Annotated in this window: 15 protein-coding genes; 12 read left to right on the top strand and 3 right to left on the bottom strand. The window is 38.2% G+C overall.

From position 1 onward, the window contains the following. Positions 1-129: 129 nt before the first annotated feature. The 6 genes from ACIQ7T_RS04275 to ACIQ7T_RS04300 all read left to right on the top strand — a co-directional run bounded on the left by ACIQ7T_RS04275 (position 130) and on the right by ACIQ7T_RS04300 (position 4577). Positions 130-579 carry a DUF2487 family protein gene (locus tag ACIQ7T_RS04275; RefSeq protein ID WP_370075881.1) on the top strand — a complete coding sequence of 150 codons (450 nt, stop codon included), beginning with the start codon at positions 130-132 and terminating at the stop codon, positions 577-579. A 154-nt stretch (positions 580-733) separates the two neighbouring features. Then, a complete protein-coding gene (locus ACIQ7T_RS04280; protein ID WP_142508359.1) occupies positions 734-1240 on the top strand; it encodes a Rieske (2Fe-2S) protein in 507 nt (168 codons plus the stop codon). A gap of 14 nt (positions 1241-1254) precedes the next feature. Beyond that, the gene (gene qcrB / locus ACIQ7T_RS04285) at positions 1255-1929 is read left to right on the top strand and encodes a menaquinol-cytochrome c reductase cytochrome b subunit (RefSeq protein WP_053482547.1); all 675 of its coding nucleotides are present in this window, start codon (positions 1255-1257) and stop codon (positions 1927-1929) included. A 42-nt stretch (positions 1930-1971) separates the two neighbouring features. Continuing rightward, on the top strand, positions 1972-2766 hold the full coding sequence (locus ACIQ7T_RS04290) for a menaquinol-cytochrome c reductase cytochrome b/c subunit (RefSeq protein WP_370075879.1): 795 nt from the start codon (positions 1972-1974) through the stop codon (positions 2764-2766). A 479-nt stretch (positions 2767-3245) separates the two neighbouring features. Further along, positions 3246-3842: a lipoprotein heptaprenylglyceryl N-acetyltransferase LhaT gene (gene lhaT, locus ACIQ7T_RS04295; protein WP_370075877.1), complete on the top strand. Its 597-nt coding sequence runs from the start codon at positions 3246-3248 to the stop codon at positions 3840-3842. 60 nt (positions 3843-3902) lie between these two features. Next, positions 3903-4577 carry a zinc metallopeptidase gene (locus ACIQ7T_RS04300; RefSeq protein ID WP_053593597.1) on the top strand — a complete coding sequence of 225 codons (675 nt, stop codon included), beginning with the start codon at positions 3903-3905 and terminating at the stop codon, positions 4575-4577. Positions 4578-4695: 118 nt separating this feature from the next. Here ACIQ7T_RS04300 and ACIQ7T_RS04305 read toward each other — a convergent pair whose 3' ends face one another. Then, on the bottom strand, positions 4696-5565 hold the full coding sequence (locus tag ACIQ7T_RS04305; protein WP_370075873.1) for a YitT family protein: 870 nt from the start codon (positions 5563-5565) through the stop codon (positions 4696-4698). 115 nt (positions 5566-5680) lie between these two features. On the opposite strand from ACIQ7T_RS04305, the gene ACIQ7T_RS04310 reads away from it, so the two are divergent. From ACIQ7T_RS04310 to ACIQ7T_RS04335, 6 genes are all read left to right on the top strand, one after another. Continuing rightward, positions 5681-6016, top strand: a complete 336-nt coding sequence (locus ACIQ7T_RS04310; protein ID WP_370075871.1) for a nucleotide pyrophosphohydrolase — start codon at positions 5681-5683, stop codon at positions 6014-6016. Continuing rightward, complete coding sequence (gene dapB / locus ACIQ7T_RS04315; RefSeq protein ID WP_370075869.1) at positions 6016-6813, top strand: 4-hydroxy-tetrahydrodipicolinate reductase; 798 nt, start codon at positions 6016-6018, stop codon at positions 6811-6813. Before ACIQ7T_RS04310 ends, dapB begins: the two co-directional genes overlap by 1 nt. Positions 6814-6832: 19 nt before the next feature. Further along, positions 6833-7237, top strand: a complete 405-nt coding sequence (mgsA, locus tag ACIQ7T_RS04320; protein ID WP_370075867.1) for a methylglyoxal synthase — start codon at positions 6833-6835, stop codon at positions 7235-7237. A 33-nt stretch (positions 7238-7270) separates the two neighbouring features. Next, the gene (gene bshA, locus ACIQ7T_RS04325) at positions 7271-8416 is read left to right on the top strand and encodes an N-acetyl-alpha-D-glucosaminyl L-malate synthase BshA (protein WP_370075865.1); all 1146 of its coding nucleotides are present in this window, start codon (positions 7271-7273) and stop codon (positions 8414-8416) included. Then, a complete protein-coding gene (locus ACIQ7T_RS04330; RefSeq protein WP_402868809.1) occupies positions 8403-9581 on the top strand; it encodes a CCA tRNA nucleotidyltransferase in 1179 nt (392 codons plus the stop codon). Before bshA ends, ACIQ7T_RS04330 begins: the two co-directional genes overlap by 14 nt. 401 nt (positions 9582-9982) lie before the next feature. After that, a complete protein-coding gene (locus ACIQ7T_RS04335) occupies positions 9983-10966 on the top strand; it encodes a biotin--[acetyl-CoA-carboxylase] ligase (RefSeq protein ID WP_402868811.1) in 984 nt (327 codons plus the stop codon). Positions 10967-11087: 121 nt separating this feature from the next. On the opposite strand, the gene ACIQ7T_RS04340 is transcribed toward ACIQ7T_RS04335, so the two are convergent. Both ACIQ7T_RS04340 and ACIQ7T_RS04345 read right to left on the bottom strand, forming a co-directional pair. Next, the gene (locus ACIQ7T_RS04340) at positions 11088-11534 is read right to left on the bottom strand and encodes a CPBP family intramembrane glutamic endopeptidase (RefSeq protein ID WP_402868812.1); all 447 of its coding nucleotides are present in this window, start codon (positions 11532-11534) and stop codon (positions 11088-11090) included. After that, positions 11519-11878 carry a hypothetical protein gene (locus tag ACIQ7T_RS04345; protein WP_370075857.1) on the bottom strand — a complete coding sequence of 120 codons (360 nt, stop codon included), beginning with the start codon at positions 11876-11878 and terminating at the stop codon, positions 11519-11521. The genes ACIQ7T_RS04340 and ACIQ7T_RS04345 overlap by 16 nt, the downstream gene beginning before the upstream one ends. Positions 11879-11880 lie beyond the last annotated feature (2 nt).

The raw sequence follows: 11880 nt of genomic DNA on the forward strand, positions 1-11880 counted from the left end.
TTATCTTCATGCAGTGGGGGTACCAAACCCTGCTGCATGAAGATAAAGCCCCGGCGGGATTGTGCCCAAAATCCGGACGCAATTACGCCAAGGCGAAATTGATTTATGCAACAAGAGGAGGTTTGTGAGATGTATTTTAATGCAAGTGATGTGACATTGTTTATGGCACAGAAGGAATTTATCGATACAGCAATTGTTCCACTCGTAACCGTCGATTTAACTCCTGAAAAAATGAAACAGAGTGGTACAGAAGTGGATTTTTTGTTATCGCTTACATCTTTTGTCGAACAACAGTTTAAAGGTCGTTTATTATTGATGCCACCGTTTACGTATAGTGCAACATTAAAAAACGAAGATATGCCGAAGCAATTAGAGGCACAATTACATAATGCTGGTTTTAAGCATGTGTTCTTCATTACTTGTGACCATTTTTGGACAAATATTGGAGATGAAGTAAATGTTATTTGGCTACCAGCGATTCCGTTAGAAAGTATGGATAAAGGCGTGAAAAGCTCCATTCTCGAAGATCAATTGCGACAAGTGATTCCGATCTTTTCGACCAAATGGACACAGATTTAACAATTAGTTTCAATAATTGTTCACATTCTCCAGCTTTCCACAGAATGCTATATTGACCAAGCTATGGAGTTGATATATCATAGATATGTCCTAGTATTACTATTTGTAAATGAATGTCCGTTGGACTGACCTTTAAGTTAGAGGGGGGAAAAAAATGAGTAATAATCGAGTTTCACGTCGTCAATTCCTAAGCTATACACTAACTGGTGTAGGTGGCTTTATGGCGGCAGGTATGCTGATGCCAATGCTTCGTTTTGCAATAGACCCAGTGCTACAAAGTCATGCTGGTGGGAACTTTGTAAAAACAGAGCATAAAATCGCTGATATTACTGACAAACCTGTTAAAGTTGACTTAACATTTGAACAAGTTGATGCATGGTACAAATCAGACGTAACAAACGTAGCATGGGTTTTCAAACAAGGCGATCAAATCGTTGCATTATCTCCTGTTTGTAAGCATTTAGGATGTATGGTTGACTGGGGAACAGATTCAACACACCCAGATCAATTCTTCTGTGCTTGTCATGGTGGACGCTATGAGAAGAATGGTAATAACGTAGCAGGAACACCACCATTAGGTCCATTGGATGAATATGAAGTTAAAGAAGATGATGGTTATTTATCGCTTGGGCCAATTCATCCAAATACTCTAGTTAAGTAAGGGGGTACAAAACAGTGCTAAATAAAATTTATGATTGGGTCGATGAACGCTTAGATATTACACCTATTTGGCGTGATATTGCCGACCACGAAGTGCCAGAGCACGTGAACCCTGCACATCATTTTTCAGCATTCGTTTACTGTTTCGGTGGATTAACTTTCTTCATCACAGTAATTCAAATTCTATCAGGTATGTTCTTAACAATGTACTATGTACCAGACGTAGTGAATGCTTGGAAATCAGTTTATTATTTACAAAACGAAGTAGCATTTGGTGAAATCGTACGCGGTATGCACCACTGGGGAGCTTCATTAGTAATCGTTATGATGTTCTTACATACACTTCGTGTATTCTTTACAGGTTCTTATAAGAAACCTCGTGAATTAAACTGGATGGTTGGTGTAGGTATTTTTGGTGTTATGATGGGTCTTGGTTTTACAGGATACTTATTGCCTTGGGATATGAAAGCATTATTCGCTACAAAAGTAGGTATCCAAATTGCTGCATCTGTACCGTTTATCGGTGAATGGATTAAAATCTTATTAGCGGGTGACTCAACTATTCTTGGTGCTCAAACGTTAACACGATTCTTTGCGATTCATGTATTCTTCTTACCTGCAGTATTGTTTGCATTACTTGCAGCACACTTTATCATGATTCGTCGTCAAGGAATTTCAGGGCCGTTGTAATAGTTCTTGACGGTTCGATGATTTTTTAAAGGAGGGGACATAATGCATCGCGGAAAAGGAATGAAATTTGTTGGTGATTCTCGTATTAAAGCGAATCACAGAATGCCGAACGTTCCAAAGGATTATTCCGAATATCCAGGTAAGACGGAAGCTTTCTGGCCGAACTTCTTACTAAAAGAATGGATGGTTGGTGCTGTATTTTTAATTGCTTATTTAATATTAACAGTTGCACATCCATCACCACTTGAAGGACCAGCTGATCCGACAAGAGCGTACATTCCATTACCGGACTGGTACTTCTTATTCTTATATCAATTATTAAAATACACATATGCTTCAGGTCCATATAATGTTATTGGAACAGTTGTAATTCCAGGTCTTGCATTTGGAGCGCTATTATTAATGCCATTTTTAGATAAAAGTCCAGAACGTCGTCCATCTAAACGTCCGTTACCAACAGCGTTTATGTTATTGACTCTGGCATCTATGTTTTACTTAACATGGGAAGCAGTTGCTAACCATGACTGGGAAGCTCAAAAAGCAATGGGCGCAATTGAAACAGAAGTTCAAGTTACTATTGATGAATCACTACCAGGTTATAAAATTTGGACTGGTGAAACAAGTGACGCAGCTCAATCTTGTATCGGCTGTCATGCGGCTGACTTAAAAGGTGGCCCAGCTGCTCCAACATTACTTGGTAACACACTAACAGCTGACGAAATTGAAGATATTATCCATAACGGTCGAGGCAAAATGCCACCTGGTGTATTCAAGGGTACAGATGAAGAAGCGAAGCAAATAGCTGAATTTGTTGCGAGCTTAAAAGAAGATAAATAAGTATAGTTTAAAAGAGTCAGGAAACTGGCTCTTTTTTTCTTCTAGTATAATAATGTGACTGTTACAACTTCAAAAAAGTTCCCCAGAATGTATTTTAGTTCTATAATATTTATGAGGATACATTTTAGATATTCGAAAGTGGCAGGCCAGTCCCCGGAATTTATGTAGAACTAACCCTGTGCTATCCAAACATTTGATGTGGTCTATTTTGAAGTGTTAGAAAAAGCTCATCAATAAAAGATAGGCATGACATTGGTTAAAATGTAAGCTATGTACATAAGTTGATTTCCTTTCCGACTGAACGCCCCCGGGAAAGCGCCTAGTCGGAAAGGAAATCAACCCCACGTTAAGGTTTTGGACAACAAAAATACTGCCAATATTCATTATCGATAGTATGTGGCTAATTAAAGATTAATTTATACATAATAACAAATAAAAAAGGCATCTTAGTAAAGACAGAAGATAAAGGAGTTTTAATTATGCAAATTACACGTGCAAACGTCTGGTTTCTCCTTACACATAAATCATTTTTAATACTATTACTTATTATCAATCTATTAGGAACTATTTACGGTTATTATTGGTATGGAGGGCAGCTTGCCATCACGAAGCCCATCTTTTATATTTTTGTGCCGGACAGCCCGACAGCCAGCCTATTCTTTTGCTTTGTATTGTTAGCATGGATTATGGAAAAAAAATGGCCGCTAATGGAAGTGCTAGCACTTATAACGCTGGTCAAATATGGAATCTGGGCCGATGTGATGAATATTTGGACGTTGGTTGAAACGGGATCTATTGGCTGGCAAGGCTGGATGCTTGTTGGCTCACATTTTGCTATGGCTGTTCAAGCAATTTTGTATCTCGGTAAATATGTTTTTTCATATTGGCATATTGCCGTGGCAGCCGTATGGACATTGCATAATGATGTAATTGATTATGTATTTGGCCAAATGCCGATGTACCGAGATTTAGCAGATTATACAAGTTATATTGGTTATTTTACTTTTTGGTTATCCATTACATGCATTTTTCTAGCCATCTTCTCAATTAGGTGGCGCAAATATTTGCCGAATTAGGTAATTGATTATAGAATTATAGTATTGAGATAGAAAGGGGTTAAAAAATTGTCAACAAGTATGTATATTGTTTATTTTGCAATCATAATGCTACTGCCGCTTTACGCACAGATGAAAGTAAAGGGCACGTATAATAAGTTTGCAAAAGAACGTACAATGAAGGGACAAACAGGTGCAGAGGTAGCGCGTGCGATTTTAGATGCAAACGGCTTATATGATGTACGAGTTGTTCCAACACAAGGTGTGTTGTCTGATCACTATAATCCGGCGACAAAAACAGTTGCTTTATCGGAAAGTAACTTTTATGAGGCGAGTATTGCTGGAGCTGCAGTTGCTGCCCATGAGGTTGGCCATGCCATCCAGCATAAAGAAGCTTATTCAATGCTGACATTACGTAGTAAGCTAGTGCCAGTTGCAAATATTTCATCAAATATGTCTTGGATATTTGTCATGATTGGTATTTTTGCAACGAATCCAAAATTTTTACTTTTAGGTATCGTATTGTTAGCAGCAGGCGTGGTTTTCCAATTAGTAACGTTACCAGTAGAGTTTGATGCATCCAAGCGTGCGTTAGTGCAAATGAATTCTCTAGGTATTATTACAAATGAAGAAGAGCGCCCAGCACGCAAAGTGTTAAGTGCTGCAGCATTAACATATGTTGCCGCGGCAGCAGTAGCTGTATTAGAATTATTACGTTTAGTATTAATCTTTACAAATATGCGAAGTGACGACTAATAAAAAACTTGTTGTAGTGGTAATTCACTATAGCAAGTTTTTTAATCCGTTACTTTACTATGTAAAAAAGCCTACCTCAACGAATGTTTTATTCGAAAGAGCAGGCAAATTGTTCGTTTTAATGGAGCGGTTGTTTTTGGTCGTCTAGCGTGAAGCCTTCTCCTGCAACATCACGTACTTCTATTATAGAAACGAAAGCGTGTGGATCCACCTCATGAACAATGGATTTTAAACGTACAACCTCATTGCGGCCGATGACACAATAAATAACTTCTTTTTGTTGCTTAGTAAAATGGCCATGACCTTCAAGTATAGTAATACCGCGTTCCATTCGTATTGCGATCATCTCAGCAATGGCGCTAGATTTTTCAGATATAATAAGTGCTCCACGTGCTGCATATGCTCCTTCTTGAACAAAATCAATGACGCGCGCACCAACAAATACCGCAACAAGGGTATACATCATAGAGCGTGCATCTAAAAATGTTAGCCATGATAGGATAATGACAATTGCGTCAAAGATGAACATCGTTTTACCCATACTCCAACCAAAATATTTATGCCCAAGGCGAGCCAAAATATCTACACCGCCAGTTGTACCACCGAAGCGAAAGACGATACCGAGCCCTAGTCCAACAAAAACCCCTGCAAAAAGAGCAACAAGTAACAGATCGTCCTCTAAATGAATAGTAAATTGATACTTTTGGAAAACTTTAAGGAAAACTGAAACAGATAAAGTTCCAACAAGCGTATAAATAAATGATTTTTTCCCAAGTAAACGATACCCAATAATAAACATAGGAATGTTTAATAGTAAATTCATTAAAGCAGGGTCCCAGCCAAGTGTAAAATAAAGTATGAGTGTAATCCCACTTAGGCCACCTTCACCGAGTTGATTTTGCATGTTGAAGTGGACGAAGCCGAAGCTAAAAATCGCAGCTCCGAGCATTATTGCGATGATATTGCTGATTTTGATCTGTTTTAGCATATGACCTCCTGAAGTTCCAAACAAATGAAGTAGTGCTATCTATTATCTGACATTTTATTGTTTTTGACAACAATGGTGTAAATTTTATACGATGGTAAGTAGGAGTGTGATTTAGATGACTGAACAAGTGACAATGCAAGCTTTACAGCAGCGTGTAGATGATTATATAGGACAATTTAAAGAAGGCTATTTCCCGCCATTCGAGTTACTGGCACGTCTAACCGAGGAACTTGGTGAATTGTCTCGTGAAGTGCAAGACGTTTACGGGCAAAAGAAGAAAAAGAATACAGAGGAAGCAAACAGTATTGAAGAAGAATTAGGTGACTTTTTCTTTGTTTTAGTGTGCTTTGCAAATGCACAGGGCATTAAATTAGATGAAGCACTTTTACGCGTTATACATAAATTTGAAACAAGGGATAAAGATCGCTGGACTAGAAAGGATGGAGAATGATGTCAATTCGTGTAGCAATAGCAGGACCTAGAGGAAAAATGGGAGCTGAGGCTGTACATACGGTCATGAAGCATGACAAAATGGAATTAGTAGCTGTACTAGATTATAAGGAAGTTGGAAAAACATTAGGTGATTTGGAGATGTTTCCGGCAAGTTATACGGCTCCAATCTTTACAGATATGTCTGAACTTGTAGAGGCGACTGCACCTGACGTATTAGTAGATTTAACAAGCCCGCATGCAGTATACAAACATACTAAAGAGGCCTTGAATTTAAATGTACGACCTGTAATTGGTACAACAGGCTTTACAGATGAACAACTAGTGGAATTATCAGCAATGGCTAAAGAAAAAGAGCTAGGCTGTATTATTGCTCCAAACTTTGCTATAGGGGCAATCCTTATGATGAAATTTGCTAAGGAAGCGGCAAAATATTTACCTGATGTTGAAATTATTGAAATGCACCACGATCAAAAGCTGGATGCTCCATCAGGAACAGCTGTTAAAACGGCACAGTTGATTCAAGGAGTGCGAGCACAAAAGATGCAAGGACATCCAGAGGAAAAAGAAACTATTGAGGGTGCAAGAGGTGGAGAATTTGATGGTATGCGTATTCACTCTGTTCGTTTACCAGGTTTAGTGGCACACCAGCAAGTGTTATTTGGCGGAGATGGGCAGCTATTAACAATTCGTCATGATTCGTTAAACCGTAATTCTTTTATGTCTGGTGTAGCATTCTGCGTAGAAGAGGTCATGAAAATGGATCAACTTGTATATGGTTTAGAAAACATCATCTAAAGATTGGGATGGAAGCATTATGAAAATCGCATTAATTGCACATGATCGTAAAAAAGATAATTTAGTACAGTTTGCTATAGCTTACCGAAATATTTTAAATGAGCATACGTTGTTTGCTACAGGTACAACAGGACAGCGTGTTATGGAAGCTACAGGCTTAGAAGTAACACGTTTCCGTTCTGGACCACTCGGTGGCGATCAACAAATTGGCGCAATGATTGCCAATAATGATATGGACATGGTCATTTTTTTCCGTGATCCTTTAACAGCACAACCACATGAGCCAGATGTTTCTGCACTTATTCGTCTTTGTGATGTTTACCAAGTGCCACTGGCCACAAATATGGGAACTGCAGAAATATTACTAAAAGGCCTACAAGAAGGCTTTGTGGATTGGAGACTGATTCAAGAAAGACGAAATTAAAAAAAGACGTGATTTAGAAAGGATGATAATCGAATGAAAAAGCTAAAAATTGGCATTACCTGTTATCCAACTGTTGGAGGCTCTGGTGTTATTGCAACAGAATTAGGAAAAATGCTTGCAGAGAGAGGACACGAGATTCATTTCATCACCTCAAGCGTACCATTTCGATTGAATAAAATTTATCCAACCGTCTTTTTCCATGAAGTAGAAGTTAATAATTATTCAGTATTTCAATATTCGCCATATGATATAGCATTAGCGAGTAAAATGGCGGACGTGATTAAGGATGAAGAACTAGATGTGCTTCATGTGCATTATGCAATACCACATGCGGTCTGTGCTGTCTTAGCACGTGAAATGAGTGGTCGTGACATAGGGATTGTCACAACGCTACATGGTACAGATATTTCAGTGCTTGGGCAGGATTCCACCCTTTCACAGGCAATTAAGTATGGAATTAACAAATCTGATATTGTTACGACAGTGTCAGAGGCCTTAAAGCAACAAACCTATGAGCTTATTGATACAGTAAAGCCAATTAATACGATTTACAACTTTGTTGATGAACGTGAATACTTCCCGCGCAATTCAGGAACCCTGAAGGAACAATTTGGAATTCAAGAGGATGAAAAAGTGATTATTCACGTATCTAACTTCCGTAAAATTAAGAATCTTCCCCATATTATAGACGCTTTTATGAAGATTCGTGCCAACATGAAGGCAAAGCTGTTGCTAGTAGGAGATGGCCCAGAAAAGCATCGTGTAATGGATCAAGTAAAGGAAAGTTCTTATATGGAGGACGTTCTATTTTTAGGCAAACAAGAAAATTTGGCTGAATTATATGCGATCAGTGACCTTAAATTATTACTATCACAGCAGGAATCATTCGGGTTAGTCTTACTTGAAGCAATGGCTTGTGGTGTACCTTGTATTGGATCAGCTGTAGGCGGTATTCCAGAAGTCATTGAGCATGGTGTAGATGGCTATATAGTAGAATTAGGTGATACGGACGCAGTGGCAGAGTATGCAGTGAACCTATTGAAGGATGAAGAGAAATTACAACATTTCCGAGAAGCAGCTATCCGTGCTGTTGATGAAAAATTCCATTCATCTAAAATTGTAGAACAATATGAAAATTTGTATGAAAAGGTTGCTGAAAGAAATCATGCAAAACAATAAAGAATGGCAAGCAGCCTATTCAGTTATTGAACAACTAGAAAACGCAGGCTTTGAAGCAGTGATCGTTGGTGGTGCGGTACGAGATGCTATACTCGGTCGTCCTGCCCACGATGTAGATGTTGCGACAATTGCGATGCCAGACGAAGTAAAGTCTGTCTTTAATCGCACGGTTGATATAGGGATTCAGCATGGGACGGTACTTGTTATCGACCCAGCTGGATCGGTGGAGGTAACGACATATCGCACAGATGGTGAATATACGGATCACCGTAGACCCGAGGAAGTGCAATTTGTACGTTCGTTAAAAGAAGATTTACAGCGCCGAGACTTTACGATGAATGCCATTGCGATGCGTCGTGATGGTTCTTTTGTTGATTTTTACGGAGGACGCCAAGATATTGAGGCTGGTGTAATTCGAGCTGTTGGTGATGCACAGAAACGTTTTTCGGAAGATGCATTACGAATGCTACGGGCCGTACGTTTTTCAGCTCAGCTCGGTTTTTTAATTGAATCAGAAACCATGAAAGCAATGCAGGACAAGGCCGATAATATTTCTTGGATTGCGAAAGAGCGTATAAAGGCGGAGCTCGATAAACTATGGGTAGGGAAAGATGTTTTTAACGGTATAAAAAAGCTTGAGGAAAGTAGCCTAGTGAATTATTTGAATGGTACTTTTCAAGCTGATGACTGGTCTGAATTTAACACGCAGGACAAGCTATTAGGCTGGGCATATTTTGCGGCTTTACAGGGTGATCATTGGCGAGAAGTGCTAGGTGACTATCGTTTATCGAATAAGGAGATGGCATTTGTAAAAGCTGTGTTAGAAGCTTTAAAAGCTTTAAAAAGTGGCTGGACGAAAATGGATTACTTTGTATATGCTCAACAGGAACTGGAGGCAGCATGTTATTTTGCGGAGTTGAGACAGCTTGATGTTCAAATGCCACAACAAAGTATACTTGAAATACAGACAAAGCTTCCTATTAGACATAAACAGGAGCTTATTGTAAAAGGTACAGATTTGTTAAAATGGTCCGGAAAAAAAGGTGGACCATGGGTAAAAGAAGCGTTGCAGGCAATGCTTGAAGCAGTGGTGAATGGCGAACTTCAAAATGACCGACAACAGATAAAGAATTGGATAGAACACGATTATTTCAAAAAAGAATAATCAACATCGATTTTTAAAAGAGGAGCCGTCTCAAAAAATGAATGAGACGGCTCCTTATTAATTTGGCTCCATTTTTGGTGCTATCATATTTTTAGCTTATCACCAAAAGTTGCATTTGTTAAAATGCTTACCATGAGTATAAGTCGATTGTAGTGGAGGCTGGGCAGCTCCTTAGGGATTAGCGGCTTAGACGTCCCAGGAAAGCGCTTAGTCGGAACGGAAATCAACCACTTGTTATGACGGTGATTCCAAGAGAGTTAAAAATAATGAATAACTAGTAGCTAAAAGATATTTGATGATAGATTGTGGTCAATTGTCATAATTTACAGTATGATTAATACAATTGAATCAAAATTATGTAAGCATAAAAATATAGCAGAGTTTAATAAAGGATTGATAGCATGAGTATTTCTATGAAGGATGAAATTTTAAAAAGAATATTAGCTGCTAATGGTGAAGCGGTTTCGGGTCAGGAGCTAGCAGATTCCCTTGGAGTATCACGTACAGCTATATGGAAACATATGCAATCGTTACAGGAGGAAGGCTATACATTTGAAACGGTTAAGAAAAAGGGCTATGTACTGACTGGTGTGCCAAATAGCTTAAGTCCAACACAAATTGAACTATTTTTAAATACGGAGCGTTTTGGACGTGAAATTCATTATTTTGATGTTGTAGATTCAACACAAACCATCGCACATAAGCTTGCACAGGAAGGCGCTCCGCATGGCACGATTATAATCGGGGAGGAGCAAACTGCTGGTCGTGGTCGTATGGCGCGTCCATGGGAATCTGCAAATGGTACAGGTATTTGGATGACCGTTATTGTGAGACCGGATGTTACGCCTCAGCAAGCTTCATCGTATACGCTTGTCGTAGCAGTTGCGGTTACGATGGCTATTAAAACATTATATAAACAAATTGAACCAGCCATTAAATGGCCAAATGATTTGCTCATTAAAGGTAAAAAATGTACCGGTATATTAACAGAAATGCAGGCTGAGGCAGACCGTGTACAAGCACTGCTAGTAGGCATAGGTATTAATGCAAACCAAGTCGAATCAGATTTCTCCCCAGAAATTGCTGATATAGCTACATCTTTACGTTTAGAAGCGGGTGAGGAAATTAATCGTGCAGCCCTCGTTGCATCTATTCTTCAATATTTAGAACAATTCACGGATTTATACGTGAAGGAGGGCTTTGCTAGCATTAAAAAGCTATGGGAACAAATGTCATGTACTATTGGACAACGTATTGAAGTAACGACTTTACGCGGGCGCTTTGAAGGCATTGCCAGTGGAATAACGGACGAAGGTGTACTACAGCTAACAGAGGATGATGGCACTGTCCGAACAATTTATTCTGGAGATATAAAAATTTTGTAGAGCATAGAGCATAGAGTACTAGCATACTCGTGAGTACTTGCTTATCTGTTTTTAATTAAACAAGAACGTATATTTTCAATCAGAGAATATACGTTCTTTTATATATTTGATGATTTAATTTTTAGCTAGACATTCTTTTATTTAATATGAACAAGTATGTAATTAGAATTAAATTAACAATTAAGACAATAATACTGCCTTCAATTTTATAGATGCCACCTGATAGTAATGGATTTCCTTGAAACGTACTGTTTAAGAGATTTGGATAATCACTTGCCAAAGAAACACCGCCAAATATAATCGCTCCAATTGTATTCCAAGTGAAATGAGCAATTATAGGTGCTACAATTGTGCCTGTGTATTCTAATAGTAATGTTACAAGTATACTCATTGAAATAACATTGAGCACTGGGATAATACCTGCTTCAAATGCTCCACTGTGCATCGCAGAAAATAAAAGAGTAGTTAAAAAGGTTGCCACAATTACATTATATTTATGCTTCCATAATTGATATGGATAACCTCTCATCAACAATTCTTGCATTACAACATTCAATAATGATGCCAAAATCCAAATCCATATGTAATCAATATTGTTTTGCCATGTATATTTAATGTCTTTGTAAGTAAAAGGACAGCTACCAAGCTACCCAACCATAAGATACCCATTACAACACCTATTAGAGAATTTTTAAAGAATCTTGAAGCTATGGGGATCTTAATTTTACCCTTTTCTATTACTGAAACAAAAATAATAGATAATAAAACTACTAAAGCAAGTGGTACGAATTCCCACCATAATCGTAATACTGCCTGATTATTTGTTTGTATATCAGGCGTAAAAGAAATTAAAATTGCCCATCCAATAAAAAAGATAACTGTTTTTAAAATTGTACTTATTAACTTTTTCATTA

The organism is Lysinibacillus sp. NPDC096212 (assembly GCF_044763105.1).
Classification (GTDB): Bacteria; Bacillota; Bacilli; order Bacillales_A; family Planococcaceae; genus Lysinibacillus.